This window comes from Paraburkholderia sp. J63, from assembly GCF_905220245.1.
Lineage (GTDB): Bacteria > Pseudomonadota > Gammaproteobacteria > Burkholderiales > Burkholderiaceae > Paraburkholderia.
The window spans coordinates 357,427-374,253 of sequence record NZ_CAJMZF010000001.1 but is presented as its reverse complement, the minus strand read 5'-3'; the positions used below and the strand labels follow the sequence as shown (position 1 = coordinate 374,253).

At 64.9% G+C, this 16,827-nt stretch carries 14 protein-coding genes and 1 pseudogene; 11 read left to right on the top strand and 4 right to left on the bottom strand.

Annotation, left to right across the window (positions count from 1 at the left end):
- Window positions 1-16: 16 nt before the first annotated feature.
- Window positions 17-883 carry a GntR family transcriptional regulator gene (locus U5775_RS01650; RefSeq protein WP_322056373.1) on the bottom strand — a complete coding sequence of 289 codons (867 nt, stop codon included), beginning with the start codon at window positions 881-883 and terminating at the stop codon, window positions 17-19.
- A 370-nt stretch (window positions 884-1,253) separates the two neighbouring features.
- On the opposite strand from U5775_RS01650, the gene U5775_RS01645 reads away from it, so the two are divergent.
- The 5 genes from U5775_RS01645 to U5775_RS01620 all read left to right on the top strand — a co-directional run bounded on the left by U5775_RS01645 (window position 1,254) and on the right by U5775_RS01620 (window position 8,151).
- Window positions 1,254-2,528, top strand: coding sequence for a M20 family metallo-hydrolase (locus U5775_RS01645; RefSeq protein ID WP_322056372.1), 1,275 nt, complete (start codon window positions 1,254-1,256; stop codon window positions 2,526-2,528).
- Between the two features lie 55 nt (window positions 2,529-2,583).
- Window positions 2,584-4,059, top strand: a complete 1,476-nt coding sequence (locus U5775_RS01640; RefSeq protein WP_322056371.1) for an NCS1 family nucleobase:cation symporter-1 — start codon at window positions 2,584-2,586, stop codon at window positions 4,057-4,059.
- 130 nt (window positions 4,060-4,189) lie between these two features.
- On the top strand, window positions 4,190-5,212 hold the full coding sequence (locus U5775_RS01635) for a porin (protein WP_322056370.1): 1,023 nt from the start codon (window positions 4,190-4,192) through the stop codon (window positions 5,210-5,212).
- 306 nt (window positions 5,213-5,518) lie between these two features.
- Window positions 5,519-6,742 (top strand): Zn-dependent hydrolase, encoded by a 1,224-nt coding sequence (locus U5775_RS01625; protein WP_322056369.1) that lies wholly within the window; start codon window positions 5,519-5,521, stop codon window positions 6,740-6,742.
- 128 nt (window positions 6,743-6,870) lie between these two features.
- The gene (locus U5775_RS01620; RefSeq protein ID WP_322056368.1) at window positions 6,871-8,151 is read left to right on the top strand and encodes an MFS transporter; all 1,281 of its coding nucleotides are present in this window, start codon (window positions 6,871-6,873) and stop codon (window positions 8,149-8,151) included.
- Window positions 8,152-8,205: 54 nt separating this feature from the next.
- Here U5775_RS01620 and U5775_RS39400 read toward each other — a convergent pair.
- Both U5775_RS39400 and U5775_RS01615 read right to left on the bottom strand, forming a co-directional pair.
- A pseudogene (locus U5775_RS39400) lies at window positions 8,206-8,268 on the bottom strand (FitA-like ribbon-helix-helix domain-containing protein); the annotation flags it as partial.
- The gene (locus U5775_RS01615; RefSeq protein ID WP_322056367.1) at window positions 8,269-9,201 is read right to left on the bottom strand and encodes a LysR family transcriptional regulator; all 933 of its coding nucleotides are present in this window, start codon (window positions 9,199-9,201) and stop codon (window positions 8,269-8,271) included.
- 98 nt (window positions 9,202-9,299) lie between these two features.
- Here U5775_RS01615 and U5775_RS01610 point away from each other — a divergent pair, with 98 nt between their 5' ends.
- The 6 genes from U5775_RS01610 to U5775_RS01585 are packed head-to-tail and all read left to right on the top strand — an operon-like array spanning window position 9,300 to window position 15,781.
- The gene (locus U5775_RS01610; protein ID WP_322056366.1) at window positions 9,300-10,268 is read left to right on the top strand and encodes a PDR/VanB family oxidoreductase; all 969 of its coding nucleotides are present in this window, start codon (window positions 9,300-9,302) and stop codon (window positions 10,266-10,268) included.
- Between the two features lie 30 nt (window positions 10,269-10,298).
- Entirely contained in the window at window positions 10,299-11,054 is a 756-nt protein-coding gene (locus U5775_RS01605) for an SDR family NAD(P)-dependent oxidoreductase (protein WP_322056365.1), read from the top strand.
- Window positions 11,055-11,074: 20 nt separating this feature from the next.
- A complete protein-coding gene (locus U5775_RS01600) occupies window positions 11,075-12,136 on the top strand; it encodes an aromatic ring-hydroxylating dioxygenase subunit alpha (protein WP_322056364.1) in 1,062 nt (353 codons plus the stop codon).
- Complete coding sequence (locus U5775_RS01595; RefSeq protein ID WP_322056363.1) at window positions 12,133-12,951, top strand: alpha/beta fold hydrolase; 819 nt, start codon at window positions 12,133-12,135, stop codon at window positions 12,949-12,951. Before U5775_RS01600 ends, U5775_RS01595 begins: the two co-directional genes overlap by 4 nt.
- A 47-nt stretch (window positions 12,952-12,998) precedes the next feature.
- Complete coding sequence (locus tag U5775_RS01590) at window positions 12,999-14,378, top strand: nucleobase:cation symporter-2 family protein (protein WP_322056362.1); 1,380 nt, start codon at window positions 12,999-13,001, stop codon at window positions 14,376-14,378.
- Window positions 14,375-15,781, top strand: coding sequence for an amidohydrolase family protein (locus tag U5775_RS01585; RefSeq protein ID WP_322056361.1), 1,407 nt, complete (start codon window positions 14,375-14,377; stop codon window positions 15,779-15,781). Before U5775_RS01590 ends, U5775_RS01585 begins: the two co-directional genes overlap by 4 nt.
- A gap of 54 nt (window positions 15,782-15,835) precedes the next feature.
- Here U5775_RS01585 and U5775_RS01580 read toward each other — a convergent pair whose 3' ends face one another.
- Window positions 15,836-16,819, bottom strand: coding sequence for a VOC family protein (locus U5775_RS01580; protein WP_322056360.1), 984 nt, complete (start codon window positions 16,817-16,819; stop codon window positions 15,836-15,838).
- Window positions 16,820-16,827 lie beyond the last annotated feature (8 nt).

The following is a 16,827-nucleotide window of genomic DNA, read 5'->3' as shown; positions in this document are numbered from 1 at the left end:
GGCGCGCGCGTCTTGCCTACTCGCGCACCTGGCTGAAAAGCTCGACCAGGTTGATGTCGTTGACCTGATCGCGATCGCGCTGGGTCGATTGCTCGATTGCCAGCAAATGCTCGTCCATCAATTGCACGGCGACGTTGGCGTCGCCCGATTCGATCGCCTGAAAAATGCGCTGGTGATCGTGGATATCGCAAAGGCCCCGGACATCGGGATGGAAATCCGATACCAGCAGCGTTGTCCTTGAAATCAGTACGCCTAATAAATCGGCGACGATACGGTTGCCGGCCGCCTGGGCGATCTTCAGGTGGAATCCGCCCGAGAGCTTCAGCGCGTTCACGGTGTCGCCTCGCAGACGCGCTTGCTCTTCCTGCGCCACCAGTTGCTTGAGCTCGTCGATCTGATGCCGCTGCGCGTGCTGGCACAGCATCCGCACGGGACCCACCTCCACGAGCCTGCGCGCCGAGAAAACCTCGCGCAGATCGTTCAGGTCCGGCTCGGCCACCGAGGCGCCCTTATTGCGCGTCAAAACCACGATCTTCTCCAGCACCAGCCGATTGAGCACCTTGCGCACACGCGTACGGCTCACGCCGAACGCCTGCGCCAGCGACTCCTCCGGCAGCTTCGTGCCGGCGGGCAAGCGCCGCTCGATGATCGCCGCAAGGATCTGCGAATGCATAAAGTTATCGCTCGGCGAATCGTCCGCACCATCCAGTTCGTCGAACTCCTCGCTCACCTCCGGTTCGCGCTTGCGGCGAGCCATTGCCGCTTTGCCTTCCCCAGGGGCCTTCTTCGGTTTCATCGCCTCATCTTTGCTCATAAATTGTCCTTTTATATTACACGATAAAAATACAAAGTAAACGTGATTTCTCGCGACAAGCCTTTCCATTTCAGCTACATCCGAGCCGCTCGCTCTGCAACGCCAGCAGGCGCAATCGGATGCCAGACCGCCCAAGCCATGACGTCCAAGCAGTATAAGCAGTTACCGCCGCGGCACAGCCACATCCCCTCTCGCACCGGCCCGGCAGGGCGGATTCCCGTCGTGGCGGCCCGGGCATCGTGTGCGTGATACGCGTTTCCCCCAATACGTTTGAGTTTGACTTCTTCTTTTCCTCCTGATGTACTCGTATATAGATTTTTTTGTACTTTTATTTTTCAAATATTGTTCCTACTAAAGATCCGCACCTCCGGAGCGGCGACCCGCTCCATTCCCAACGCAACTTGCGTTCTCAACCTGAAGACACGAGGAGTCGAAGTCCATGAATAGCCCTGCCATTCCCGCACAAGCCGCCACCGTGCGCCCCTCATCGTTCGTCGACACCGACCGGCTGTGGCAGCGGCACGCCGCCATGGCCGAACTCGGCGGCACTGCCGCCGGCGGCGTCACGCGCCTCGCCTTGAGTACCGAGGACATCGAAGCGCGCGTCCTGCTGCGCGACTGGGCGCGGGAGAGCGGCTTCGAATTCGCGATGGACGATATCGCCAACGTCTACATCCGCCGCCCGGGGCGGCGCAACGATCTGCCGCCGGTGATGACCGGCTCGCACATCGACTCGCAACCCAGGGGCGGCCGCTTCGATGGCATCTACGGCATCCTGGCGGGACTCGAAGCGCTGCAGGCCATTGACGCGGCCGCGATCGAAACCGTGCGCCCCATCGAGATCGTCGGCTGGACCAACGAGGAAGGCGCCCGCTTCGAGCACTCGTTGATGGGATCGAAGGCCTACGCGTTTCCCGATCGTCTGGAGAGCCTTCTCGACATCAAGGACCGCGACGGCATTTCCGTGCGCGACGAAGTGCTGCGCGCGTGGCAAACGCTCGGACCGACGCCGCGCCGCGCGCTTGGCGTCGTCCCGGGGGCCTATCTCGAAGCGCATATCGAGCAGGGGCCGATCCTCGAAGCGCGGGGCAAGCGCGTCGGCGTCGTGACCGGCATCCAGGGCTGGCGCCGCTTCGTCGTGCGGATCGAGGGCGAGGCCGCGCATGCGGGCACGGCGCCGCAAGCGAGCCGCAAGGACGCGCTGATGGCTGCGAACCGCGTCATTGGGGCATTGAGCCATCTGATGGCCGATCCGGACGACATCGTCCGTTTCACCGTGGGGCGATTCAACGTCCTGCCCAATTCGCTCGCAGTCGTACCGTCGCAGGTCGAGTTCACGATCGACTTTCGCCATCCGGATGAGCGCGCGCTCGTCGAGCGCGGCGACGCCATCGCCGGACTGCTCCACGAGCATGCCCGGCCCTGCGCCGCGACGCTCACCGAGATCTCGCGCGAAGCCCCGATCCGTTTCGAGGACGACGCATTCGCCGCCGTGCGCGAGGCCGCGCGCGGCCTCGATCACCCGTTCATGGAGATCTACTCGGGCGCGGGCCACGACGCGCAGAACATGTTCAAGCTGTGCCCGACCGGCATGATCTTCGTTCCGTGCGAAAGAGGGATCAGCCACAACGAAGCGGAGAACGCGAGCCCGGCAGACCTGGCCGCAGGGGCGCAAGTCCTCTGCGACGCACTCGTCACGCTCGCCGGACGATAAGCCCTCGTCCCCGAAAGCCCGAGAGATCGCCTGGTGACCACCAAGGAATAGCCATATGGAACGCGAATCTGTCCCGAGCGGCTACAGCCCTCGCCTCTACAACGAAGATCTGGCTCCGGTTCCGGAGGAAAAGCGAAACTGGAAAACCTACAACCTCTTTGCACTATGGATGACCGACGTGCACAACGTCGGCACTTATGTGTTCGCGGCGGCCTTGTTCGCGACCGGGCTGACCGGGTGGCAGGTACTCACCGGCATGCTCGCGGGCATCCTGCTCGTCTTCCTGTTCATCAATCTGATGGGCAAACCGAGCCAGCGCCTCGGTATTCCCTTTCCGGTCGCCGCGCGCATGTCGTTCGGGGTGTTCGGCGCCAATCTGCCCGCCTTGATGCGCGCCACGATGGCCATCGTCTGGTATGGCGTGCAGACCTACCTCGCATCCGTGTCGCTGCAGATCGTGCTGCTTCGCTTCTTTCCGTCGCTGCAGCCGTGGGCGACCCCCCAGCACGGCTTCGTCGGGCTGTCGGCGCTCGGCTGGGGATGCTACCTCGTCATGTGGGGATTGCAACTGCTGCTGTTCTACAAGGGGATGGAGACGGTGCGATCGTTCATCGACTGGGCCGGCCCCGCCGTGTACGTCGTGATGTTCCTGCTGGCCATCTGGATCGTTTCGAAGGCCGGCCTCGGCAACATCGGGCTGAGCCTGACGAAGAAAACCTTGAGCACACCGGAGGTCGTAACCGGGATGATCAAGGTCGCGGCGCTGATCGTCAGCTACTTCTCGACGCTGCTGCTGAACTTCGGCGATTTCACGCGCTACACCCCGACGGCGCGCGACATGAAGCGCGGCAATCTGCTCGGTCTGCCGATCAACTGGATGCTGTTCTCGATCGTCACGGTGGTGGTCACGTCCGGAACGACCGCCGTATTCGGCGAAGCGATCATGGACCCGATCGAAGTCGTCGGCCGCATCGACAACAGCACGGCGATCGCGCTGGGCTCGATGACGTTCATCATTGCCGCAATCGGCGTCAACATCGTGGCGAACTTCGTGTCCGCGGCCTTCGACCTTGCCAACATCGCGCCCTCGAAGATCAGCTTCCGCAAGGGTGGCCTGATTGGCGGCGGCATTGTCCTGCTTACGCTGCCGTGGCACTTCTACGGCTCGCCGACGGCGATCAACTTCTTCGTGGGCACGATCGGCGGCGTGCTCGGCCCGCTCTACGGGATCATGGTGGCCGACTACTATCTGGTCAAACGTCAGCACATCAAGCGCGATGATCTGTACTCGGACTCGCGCACCGGCTCCTATTACTACACGGGCGGCTGGAATCTCGTGGCGGTCGGGGCGCTGATCCCTTCGGCGCTGCTCTCGATGATCATCAGTCTCGTGCCCGCACTCAGTTTCGTGGGGCCGTTCAACTGGTTCGTCTCGGCAGCCGCGGGCGGCCTGCTCTACACCACGCTTGCGAGACGGCGTCTGCACGCCTCGCAACACCACCCCATCGTCGCCTCCCAGGCGGGCGAATAGCCGTCAGGCGTCAATCCCGGTAGCGCCCCGGCCACGGCGCGCTGCCTCCGATCCATTCCATCAGCCAGCCGTCGACTGCGCAAGCCAGCTTGCGCAGCGCCGGCTGCTGCTTACCCCTATGCGATTCGCCATGAAAAAAATCGCCATGACTTCAGCATTCCTTATTGCCTCGCAGGCGGCAACCGCGCAAAGCAATGTGACGCTCTATGGCTTCATCGATACCGGGCTCGTGTCCGCGAGCGAGGTCTACGATCGGACGACCGGAAAGTCCGGCAGCCAATTCATGATGGGCGACGGCATTTCCCAGGGCACATCCCGCTTCGGATTGATGGGAAGCGAGGATCTCGGCGGCGGACTGAGCGCCATCTACAAACTGGAGGTGGGGTTCGACACGCCCAATGGACAGCTCGCGGGAACCGCGCTCTTCAACCGCGGCTCCTGGGTCGGCCTGAACGGCAAATTCGGCTCGGTCACACTGGGCAGGCAATGGAACCTGAGCGATGACACGATGGTCGGCAGCTTCTTCCGCGGCGGCTACAACCTCTCGGTGTTCCGGCTAACCGGCTTCGACGAGGTCAGCGACCTGGTCGACAACGCCATCAAGTACAAGACACAGACCATCGCCGGCTTGCAGGCATCGGCGCTCTATGCCCCCGGTGGCGTCCCGGGCAGCCCCGGTGCGAATCAGGTTGTGGAAGCAGCCCTCGCCTACGGCAACGGTCCGTTCAATCTCGGTGCGGTTTACCACAAGCGCAACGACGCCATCGCGCCGTTTACGTCCGAGCTTTGGGAGATCGGCGCGAACTACTCCGTGGGACCGGTGCGGGTGCGCGGCGGCTACGCCAACAGCCGTTACCCCCTGGGCGACGGAACCTTCAGCCGTGCGATGGTGTATGGAGTCGGGCTCGACTACACGGTTACGCCGGCACTCGTGTTGTCGGGCGACGCCGTGCTCAGAAAGCGCGCTGGAACCTCGGACAGCGCCTCATTCCTGCGTTTGACCGCCGATTACAGTCTCAGCAAGCGCACCGGCGTCTTCACCAATGTCGGCTTGCTGAAGAACCATCATCTGTCGGCGGAATCGTTCTATGGCGACGGGATGCCCGGCCAAAGCCAGGTCGTCGTGAACGTCGGGATGCGGCACGCATTCTGAATGTGCATCTCCGGGTGCTTTCGCGGGAACCACAAGGCTGTTTAAGGTAGTAACAGGAAGTCCAGCAAGACCCCCGCCGGCTGCGTGACGACGAGCGCCCTGGCCGCGCCGCGAATGGCCCGGTGCCCGGCGACCGCGGGAAAGGCATTGGGCGGCTTGAGTTTCCTGGGCGACTGGTCGTGAACGAGAGACGGAATTCCTGGGGGAATGCTGGATGAAAAGAGAAATTTATCGCATGTAAAAAAATTTTAAATTTCCCTTATCAACCCAGGTATATATGCTCGGTGCTTTTGAGGAGTGACCGCGATGATTTTCGTGAACCAGCAAAGGCTCTGGGATTCGCTGATGGAGATGGCGACGATAGGCGCGACCGCGCATGGCGGCAGTTGCCGGCTCGCGTTGACCGACGAGGACGTAGAGGGGCGGCGCCGCTTCATCCGCTGGTGCGAGCAAGCCGGCTGCGAAGTCCGCATCGATCCGATCGGCAACCTGTTCGCGCGCCGGCCCGGCACGCAGCCCGACGCGCCGGCCGTGATGTGCGGCAGCCATCTCGACACGCAGCCGCTCGGCGGCCGCTTCGACGGCGTCTACGGCGTGCTCGCCGGCCTGGAAGCCATTCGCACGCTCAACGATCTCGGCGTGGCGACCCGGCATCCCATCGACGTCGTGGCATGGACCAACGAAGAGGGTTCGCGCTTCACGCCGGGCATGATGGGCTCCGCCGTCTACGCCGGCATCCTGGATCTGGACTTTGCACGCGGCCGCCCGTGCATGCAGACCGGCGTGCTGCTCGGCCAGGAACTCGAGCGCACCGGCTTTGCCGGTTCCGGGCGCGAACGGCAGATGCCGAAGGCTTACTTCGAAGCCCATATCGAGCAAGGTCCGGTGCTGGAAAATGCCGGCAAGCCGATCGGCGTCGTGACCGGCGTGCAGGGCATGTGTGAACTCGACGTCACGGTGACCGGCTTCGAATCGCACGCGGGCACCACGCCAATGAGCGTACGCAAGGATGCAATGGGCGCGGCTGCCGCGATGATCGCCGCGATCGTCGAGCACGGCCATGCGTTCGATGCCGATGCGCGCGTAACTGTCGGCCATGTCGCGTGCCAGCCGAACTCGCCGAGCACGATACCCGGCAAGGTCTGCTTCACCGTCGACGTCCGCCACCCTTCGAAGCCGGCGCTGCAGCGGCTCGTGGCCGACATCGAGGCGATCTGTCTGCAGCGCACCGCGCTACGCGGCGCGACTGTGCGGGTGCAGAAGGTCGCCGAGTACGAGCCCGTGGTTTTCGATGCGCAGTGCGTCGAGCGCGTGCGGGAGGCGGCGGCCGTCGCTGGCTATCCGTATCTGGAGATGTGCAGCGGTGCGGGGCACGACGCGGTGAACCTCTCGTACGTCGCGCCGACTGCGATGGTATTCGTCCCGTGCAAGGCCGGACTCAGCCACAACGAGGCGGAAGACGCCGATCCGGTGCACCTTGCGCAAGGGGCGTCGGTGCTGGCGAACCTGCTGGCCGATTGCGCGCGGTAACAGTCGCCGTCGCGTAGCGCAAACAATCAAAGGAGGAGACAAATGAACCCGACGCAACAAATCGACCCGAATCTCTCAGGCAGCGATGTGCAGGCTCGCTTGCGATTTCACATTCAACAGGAGTCCGCATGAACCAGGTATGCGCCGCTTGCCCGGGCGACAGGGCGGTCAGCCCCTCGGCCTGGCGCGTCATCGTATCCGCGTCGATCGGCAATGCACTCGAATGGTTTGACCTGGTCGTGTACGGCTTTTTTGCGCTCACGATCTCCCGGGTATTCTTTCCGGCCGGCAGCCCGACAGTCTCCTTGCTGCTCACGCTCGGCACCTTCGGCGTTTCGTTCTTCATGCGTCCGCTCGGCGCGGTCGTGCTGGGCGTGTATGCGGACAAGGCCGGTCGCAAGGCGGCCCTGACGCTATCGATCCTCCTGATGATGGCCGGCACCTTGATGATCGCCGTGATGCCGACCTATGCATCGATCGGCCTGTTCGCGCCGCTGGGGATCGTGCTCGCCAAAATGATCCAGGGCTTCTCGGCTGGCGGCGAATTCGGGAGCGCCACCGCGTTCCTGGCCGAATACACGCCGTCGCGGCGCGGCTTCTTCACGAGCTGGCAGGCGGCCAGCCAGGGGCTCACGACCCTGCTTGCGGCCGGCTTCGGCACCGTGTTGAACACCGCACTGAGCGACGTGCAAATGCAGAGCTGGGGTTGGCGGATCCCGTTCCTGTTCGGACTGGTCATTGGTCCGGTCGCGTACTACATCCGCACGCATATCGACGAAACGCCGGAATTCTCCAGTACCGTTCGCGACGAGCGGCCTCTCGCCAGCACGCTGGCGAACCAGAAGAGGCATCTTCTGCTGGCGATGGGTGCCGTCGTGCTCGGAACGGTCGCGCCGTACCTGATCCTGTTCATGCCAACCTATGCGGTCAAGCAACTCGGCATCCCGTCTTCTTCCGCGTTTTCGGCGATCATCGTGTCCGGCGTGGTGCAGATGATCGGTGCGCCGATCGCCGGCCACTGGTCGGACCGTCATGGCCGCACGGGCATCATGCTGGTTGCAGCGGTACTTTTCCTGGTGCTGGCCTGGCCCGCCTTCGCCTGCCTGGTTGCCTCGCCGACGTTTGGCGCGATGATCGGCTTCCAGCTATTCGTCGGCATCCTGACGACCGCGTATTTCGGCGCGTTGCCCGCGTTGCTCAGCGACCTGTTTCCGACGCAGGTCCGCACGACCGGCATGTCGATCGCTTACAACATGTCGGTGACCGTGTTTGGCGGCTTCGCGCCATTCATCATCACCGGACTCATGAGTGCGAGCGGCAGCGCGCTGGCGCCGGGCTTCTACCTGATGGCGGCAGCGGTGGTCAGCATCATTGCGCTGCTGCGCGTCAGGGCGATCGGCCTGCGTTGAACGCGCCGGCCGATCGCCAGGACAGGCAGGGGCAAAAGGTCGGAAGGGGGCGCTGCGCAGGATGTCGCGCGCCGCCTCCTCCATCGAGCGCCGGTGGCGGGCGGCCTGGACGCGCAGCTACCCTGACGAAGGATCGACCTGAACGGTCAATTGCGAGCGATGCGCCCGGACGTAATCAAGTAGCAACGTATGGAACAGCCCGGCGGCGGGCGATAGCGATCTGTGCTTGAGATGGAATGCGCAAACGCGTCGCATGAGCTTCGGCTTGCCGAGGGGACGATAAGCGATGCCCGGCATGTTCATCAACTGTCGCGAATTCGCGGGCAGCACCGCAATCCCCATCCCGTTCGACACGAGCGCAAACACGGTGGACGGAAAAGACGCCTCATAGGCCACATCGAGCCGGATGCCCTGGGCGGTGAGATGCGCGTCGAGGTCGCGGCGGATCGGGCTGCCCGGCGAAAGCGCGATGAACGGCCATTGCGCGAGTTCGGACCACGCGACCGAACGCTTGCGCGCGAGCGGGTGTTGCTCCGGAATCAGCGCGACCAGCGTGTCGCGAAACAGTTCGGTTTCCGTAATTTCTGACTGAGCCTCCTCGTACGTGCCGATGCCGATATCGGCCTCCTCCGCCAGCAAGGCGTCCCTGATGTTCTCCTCCGCCGTGTCCCGCACCACCACGCGCACGCCCGGATAGGCGGCCTGAAACTCGCGCATGAACGGCACGAGCAGCGTGACGGCCAGCACGGACGCGCTCGCGACCGCGACCTTGCCGTGCTTGCAGGCGGCCCGCTCGCGCGAATTCAGCACGGCGATATCGAGATCCTGCAAGACCCGGCGTGCGGCGCCGAGAAACTCGCGCCCTGCCTCCGTCACCCGAACCATCCGGGTATGGCGATCCAGCAGCTTCACGCCGAGCTCGCTTTCGAGATCCTTGATCAACATGCTCAACGCCGACGGCGTCAGATGAAGATGTTCGGCCGCGAGCGCGAACCGGTTGTGCTCGGCGACCGCGACGAACGCACGGAGCTGGCGTAGGGTGAGATTCATCAGCGTTTCTCAACAATCATTCAGTTTATATCGATTGTATTGGATAAATTGTCGCGCTCAAATGAGTTCCAGCAGTTTTGGCGCTAACGGAGAGAGCGATGGAATCAGCGGGGACTCTGGAAGTCGAGGTACGCGGGATGCGCGTGGAAGCCGAGACGGTGCGCTCGTTCGAGTTGTGGCCGGTCGTGGGCGAACTGCCGCCGTTCGAGGCCGGCGCACACATCGACGTGCACCTGCCCAACGGCATCGTCCGCCAGTACTCGCTGACCAATCCGCAGGAGCGGCACCGCTATGTGATCGGCGTGAATCGCGATGCGGCGAGCCGCGGCGGATCGGTGCATATGCACGACGCGCTCGCGCTGGGCACTCGCCTGACGATCGGCGTGCCGCGCAACCACTTCCCGCTCGACGAAGCCGCCGGCCATTCGGTCCTGGTGGCGGGCGGCATCGGTATTACACCGTTGCTGGCGATGGCCCGGCGGCTCAACGCACTCGGACGCCGCTGGGATCTCTACTACTGCGCACGGACCGCACGCCGCGCGGCGTTCCTGCCGGAACTGCGCGCCCTGGCTGACGCGCATTCGGGCGGCACGCTGCACTGCGTGTTCGATGGCGAGCCCGGCGGCGCGCCACTGGACCTTCGCGACGTGCTCGCACGGCACGGCGCCGAAGCCGATTACTACTGCTGCGGTCCCGTGGCGCTGATGGACGCGTTCAACGCCGTGCTTGCGTCACTCCCGCCTGGGCGCATCCACACCGAGTACTTCAAGGCGCCCGAGCCGTCGAGCGCCGCCGGAGGCGAGGCCTTCACGGTGCGGCTCGAGCGTCAGCAGAAAAGCTTCGTCGTGCCGCCCGGACGCTCGATCCTCGACGTGCTGGAAGCACACGGCGTGCCGGTCATGTGCTCGTGCCGCGAAGGCGTGTGCGGCACCTGCGAGACCGCCGTCATCGCCGGCGAGCCCGATCACCGCGACCACGTGTTGAGTCCCGACGAACGCGCGGCCAACCGCACGATGATGATTTGCGTCTCGCGCTGCAAGGGCGAATGGCTTGCCCTCGATATCTGAGAATCCACCCACAGGAGGAGCGTGTTTCCCATGAATGACTCGCTGAAAGACAAGACCATCATCGTGACCGGCGCCGGCGGCAATATCGGACGCGCCTATTGCGACGCGCTGATCCGCAGCGGCGCGAACGTCGTGCTGGCCGATCTCGCGGATCTGTCCGGCGTCGCCGCGGAGTATCGCTCGACAGGCGGCTCGGCGCTCGCGTTCAGGCTCGACGTGGCCGACCCGGAGTCGGTCGAAGCAATGGCGAAGGCCGCGTACGAGCGCTTCGGCGCAATCGACGGCATCGTCAACAACGCCGGCTTCTTCAAGGGTTGCACATTCGGCTCGTTCATGGACATTCCCGTCGACGAATGGGACCGCTGCTACCGGATCAACGTGCGCGGCGTCTGGCTTTGCTGCCGGGCGGTGGTGCCGTATATGAAGCGCAGCGGCGGCGGCAAGATCGTCAACATATCGTCGAACACACCCTATAAGGGCGTGCCCAACTTCCTTCATTACGTCTCGTCGAAGGCGGCCATCATCGGCCTCACGCGCGCGCTCGCGCGCGAAGTCGGCGAGTTCAACATCCAGGTCAACACCTTGTGCCCCGACCTGATTCCGGACCCGGACATCGTCGCGAAGCAGGGCACGGCAGCCGACGAAAAGACCATCGCGCAACGCTGCCTGAAGCGCACGCAAACGCCGGACGACATGGTCGGCTCGCTCATCTATCTGCTCGACGGCGGCTCGGACTTCGTCACGGGGCAAAGCCTGCTCGTCAATGGCGGCGCATTTTTCCAATAAGCAAAGAACAGGAGATCGACATGACAGCGCTTGCGGATATCAAAGTATCCCTCGCCAACGAAGCCGATGCGCAGCCGCCGTTGTATCGCGCATTGCGCAGGTACTGGCACCCGGTCGCCTATGCGGGCGATCTGCTGGACAAGCCGCTGGGCGTCACGCTGCTCGGCGAGCCGGTGGTGATCGCGCGGCTGAACGGGGTCGTGACCGCGCTGCATGGCCGGTGTCCGCACAAGGGGACGGCGCTGGCGCTCGGCGATATCGTCGACGGCACGATCGAATGCCCGTACCACGGCTGGCGCTTCAGCGACGCCGGCAAGTGCGTGCGCGTGCCCGCCCGCGAGGAAATGACCGGCGCGATCAACGCGTCGGTCGCCTGCTACCACGCGGCCGAACACGCGGGCCTCATCTGGGTCGCCCTCGAGACGCCCGCGATGCCGCTGCCGGCCTTTCCGGAGCTCAACGACGGCGACTATCGGGTGCTGCGCGGCCAGCCCTACGACTGGGCGACGAGCACGCCGCGCCGGCTCGAGAACTTCGTCGACTTCTCGCACTTCGCGTACGTGCACGACGGCACGATCGGCAGCCGCGCCAACCCGCGCGTCGAGCCGGTCAAGGTCTGGCGCGACGGCCATGTGCTGCGCTTTGACCGCAGCGGCGTGAAGGAGCCCGGCGTCGGCCTCAAGAAGCAGTTGCTCGGCATCGACGACGAATGGATCGAGCCCATCAACGAGTATCACGTGACGATGCCGCATACGGTGCACCTGAAGCGGACCTTCCCGAACGGCAAGCGCTACGTGCTGTTCATGGCCGCGTCGCCGATCGATGCGACCCGCACCCGCAGCTTCTGGTGGCAGGCGCGCGACTTCGGCACCGATCCCGGCTACGACGCGTTCTTCATGGATTTCGAGGCCGAGGTGCTGCAGCAGGACAAGCCGATCATCGAGTCCCAGCGGCCGGTCTGGTTCAGCTTTGCAGGCGGCGGCGAGAACGAGCGCGAGACGCCCGTGCGCGGCGCGGACGTCGTCACCGTCGAATATCGCCGCTGGCTGTTCGAGATGCTCAACGATGCGAGGGCATCATGAGGGCGGCGGCGAGCGGCCCGGTGCGCGAAATGTTCGTGCCGGCCGGCACGGGCGCGCTGCATGCGCTCGAGTTTGGCCGCGACACGGGCAAGTTTCCCCCGCTGGTGTGCCTGCATGGCGTGACCGGCAGCGCGTGGCTGTGGCACGACGTGGCGCAGAAGCTGGCAAAGACCCGGCGCGTGATCGCGCTCGACCTGCGTGGCCACGGCGAGAGCTACTGGTCGCAGTCGCACGCGTATTCGACCGAAGACCATATCGCCGACCTGGAAACGCTGGTGGATTCGCTCGACCTGCCGCGCTTCGATCTGGCCGGCCTGTCATGGGGCGCGCTGATCGCGATCGGGTATGCCGCGCGATTTCCGGAGCGCGTGCGGCAGTTGGCCGTGGTCGACGTCGAGCCCAGTTTCGAGCGCGGGGAACACGAGGTCGAAGCGCGTCCCACGCATTTCCCGCATCGCGTGGCGGCCCTGAACCACGAGCGCCAGGCCAATCCGGCCGCCTCCGACGCCCTGCTCGAGATCTACGCCTTCCACTCCGTGCGGCCCACCGACGGCGGCTGGGCGCGCAAGCATGATCCGTTCTTCCTCCGTTGCTGGCCGTTCCGGCGCGACAACCACTGGGACGCGCTGCGCCAGATCGCCTGCAGGATGCTCTTCGTGCACGGCGAGCACAGCTTCGTGCGCGGCGCCGTGATGCGGCAGATGGCCGAGTCGACCCGGCGCGGCGAGTTTGTCGAGATTGCCGGCAGCGGGCATCTGGTTGCGCTGGAAGCGCCCGCGGCGCTATCCGCGGTGCTGGCACAATTCCTGGACTGAATTCGGGCACCCCGCAAAACCGACCTGAAAAACGTGGAGAGAGACACATGAATACCGCAAGCGATACGGACGATATCGACAGAAAGCTGCCCATCGGCAAGACGCTGACCCTTGGCCTGCAGCACGTGCTGGTCATGTACGCGGGGGCCGTGACCGTGCCCCTGATCGTGGGCGGCGCACTGCACCTCTCGACGGAGGAACTCGCTGCGCTGATCAACGCCGACTTGCTGTGCTGCGGCGTGGTCTCGCTGCTGCAGGCGCTCGGCCTCGGCAAACTGGTCGGCATCCGGCTGCCCGTGATGATGGGCGTCTCCTACGCGGGCATCGGTCCGATGATCGCCGTCGGCCTGATGCCGGGCATGGGATTGCCCGGGCTCTACGGCGCGATCATCGCGGCGGGCGTGATCGGCTTCCTGCTCGTGCCCGTGGTGATCCGGCTGCTGTGGCTATTTCCGCCGCTCGTGACCGGCACCACGCTGACCTCGCTGGGCGTGGGGCTGCTCGGCGTGGCCATCGCCTGGGCAGGCGGCGGCTACGACGTGCCCGACTTCGGCAATCCCGTCTATCTCGCGGTGGCCGCCGTCGTGCTGGCCGTCACGCTGCTGGTGGCGCGCTTCGCGCGGGGCTTTCTCGGTAACATCGCAGTGCTGGCGGGCATCGCCGCCGGCATGGCGCTCGCCATGGCGCTGGGCAAGGTGACGTTCCATGGCTTGCGCGAAACGCCGTGGATCGAGATGGTCCGGCCGTTCCAGTTCGGCTGGCCCAGGTTCGAATTGAGCGCGGTCGCCACGATGGTGCTGGTGGTGATCGTGACGATGGTCGAATCGATCGGCCTGCTGTTTTCTCTGTCCATCATTCTCAATCGCAACCTGAGCCCGGCCGATTTCGCGCGCGGCCTGCGCGCCGACGCGCTGGGGGCCACCATCGGCGGCATTTTCAATGCGTTCCCCTATACAACGTATGCCCAGAACATCGGGCTCGTGGGCATCACCGGCGTGCGCAGCCGCTTCGTGTGCGTGGCCGCCAGCGGCATTCTCGTCACGCTGGCGCTGCTGCCGAAGATGGCCCACATCATTGCGTCGATTCCGCACTACGTGCTGGGCGGCGCGGCGATCGTCATGTTCGGCATGGTGGCGGCCTCGGGCGTGCGCATTTTGCACAGCGTCGATTTCAAGTCCAACAAGCACAATATGTTCATCTTCGCCATCAGCCTCGGGGCCGGCCTGATTCCCACGCTGTCGCCCAAATTCTTCGACGCCTTCCCGCCGCTCTTGAGCCCGCTGCTCCATAGCGGCGTGCTGCTCACTGTGGTGGCGGCCGTGATCCTCAATCTGTTTTTCAACGGCATGCAGGGCGCCTCGGTCCAGCTCGAAGGCGAGACGCAGCCCCGTCTCGACGCCGCCGAGCAGAAAGGAGTCGTGCAATGACATCGACGTGTGATGTGCTGCTGAGCGGCGGCATCGTCGTCACCATGGACGACACGCGCCGCGTACTCGAAGACGGCGCCGTGGCGATCGCCGGCAACCGCATCGTCGCGGTCGACACCGCCGGCGCGATGACCAACTGGCGTGCGGACACTACCGTCGATTGCCGCGGACAGGTCATCATTCCCGGACTGATCGACTGCCACAACCACCTGTTCCAGGTGGCCGGGCGCGGGCTCGGCGACGGCATGGCACTGTGGCAATGGCTAGGCGAGTTCATGCTGCCGCTATCGGCCGGCATCACGCCGGCCGAAGCGCTCGCGGCGGCGCGCCTGGCCGCCATGGAAGCGCTGAGCGCCGGTACCACGACCATCGTCGACAACCACTATGCGCCGGCGGACGTGCAAACCACGCTCGACATCGCCGCCATGCTCGACCAGTTGGGCTTGCGCGGCGTGGTCGCGCGCGGCATGTTTGGTCCCTATACGGCGATTGCCCGCGACAACGGCCTGAGCCCCGCCCTCTTTCGCAGCGACACGGATAATGAATTAGCCAGCATGCGTGCCTGCCTTGCCACGTGGCGCAGCGAACGCGTGAAAATCTGGCCCGCGCCGATCAACCTGATCTACAACGATCTCGAACTGGTGCGCGGGTCCGTGGCGCTTGCGCGCGAATACGGCGTCAAGTGGCACACGCATTGTTCGGAGGCGCGGGTCGACCCGGAGATCTACGCACAAGCGTACGGGATCAGGCCGTTCGCCTGGATGGCACAGGAGGGGCTGCTGGGACCGGATGCCACGTTTGCTCACGCCATCTGGCTGGACGACCACGAGGTGGCGCTGGCCGGCGCCCAGCGTTGCGGCATCGCGCACAATCCGATGTCGAATGAATACCTCGCCTCCGGCGCGGTGCGGCTGCGGGCGCTGCGCGAGGCCGGCGTCACCATGGGCATCGGCGCGGACGGCGCCGCCGGACACCTGATGGATCTATTCCAGATCATGAAGCAGGTGGTGTACGTTCAGCGGCTCGCCACGCTCGATCCGCAAGCCACGCACGCGTGGGAAGCGTTCGAGTTGGCCACGCGCGAAGGCGCACGGCTCGCAGGCATCGACGCGGGGCAACTGGCACCGGGCAAGCTGGCCGATCTGGCCGTGGTATCGCTCGCCGGTGCGCACATGGCGCCCTGTTTCGACGTGGTGGCCAACCTGGTCTATTGCGCGTCCGGGCGGGATGTGTCGCTGACGATGGTCGACGGGCGCGTCGTCTATGCGCACGGCAAGCCCACGTTTGCCGACCAGGATGAAGTAATCGCCGAAGCGCGCGCACGCTGCAGGGCGCTCGTGAATCGGTTGGGAACCCCGGTGCGCGGGCCGATGTCGAGGGTCATTTGCGGTGGACCAGACTAAGCGCTATCAACCGAAAAAACCACGCCCCCGGCTTCGGCAAGCCGCCGCGCCGCATCAGGACGCTTCCGTATTCTCGAAGAAATAGTCGGGCACGTCCGGGCCCCAGAGATACAAGGAATCCTCGGGCGGATGGTTGCCGCGCGGCCACTCGGTCCCGGCGCCGACGTAATCGATATCGGCAGAATATTCCCAGTACGATCCCCACGGGTCGCGCACGTACTGAAAGTAGTTCGATCCCAGCACGTGGCGCCCGACGCCCCAGCCCTCCTTGTACCCCGCATGCGCCATCTGCATCTTGCCGAGCCCCACCTCGTCGACCGTGGGGACGTCCCACGCGCTGTGATGCCAGCCCTTCGCCGTGCCCTGCGCAAACGCAACCATGTGATGATCGCTGCCGTGCCTTGCATGAAGGAACGCAACGATGCCCTCGGAGCCATCGGAGAGCCGCAGGCCCAGCGCACGCTCGTAGAAGGCCACGGCGCGTCCGACGTCGGGCGTGAACATCAGCACGTGCGAGAGGCGCGTCGGCCGCGCGGGCGCCGCGTGGGCCCTGAAGCTCGCTCCGCGTAGCTTCGGCGGCTGCGCTTCATGGCGCGCGGACAGCTTGCAGCCCGGCGACGTCTTCACGCCGGGTCTCACCTGGAGCAGATTGCCGTCCGGGTCCTCGAACCAGAAGCCGTCCTGCGGCGCGTGCGCCGGCGCCGGGGCCTCGCGCCCCCCCGCACGCAGGATCTGCGCGCGCAGCGGCTCGAAATCGTCGGCGAAGCAGTTGAACGACAGCCACGCGAGCCGCTTGCGCCCCCCCTGGCGAACGCGGGCCCAGACATGGGGGCTGGCCGAAGCGCGCAGCAACAGCTCCGTTTCGGGTGCTTCGCGGTCTTCGATATCGAAGCCGAACGCGCAGAGGAAGCGCCGCGCCTCGGCAAGATCCGGCACGTCGAGCGCGAAGTGGTCGACGCTATGCACGCCAAACGCAGCGCGATCTGTGATGGAACCCGTGGTTGAACCCGCGGTTGAGTCCGTTATTGACGATGTCATGAATGCCC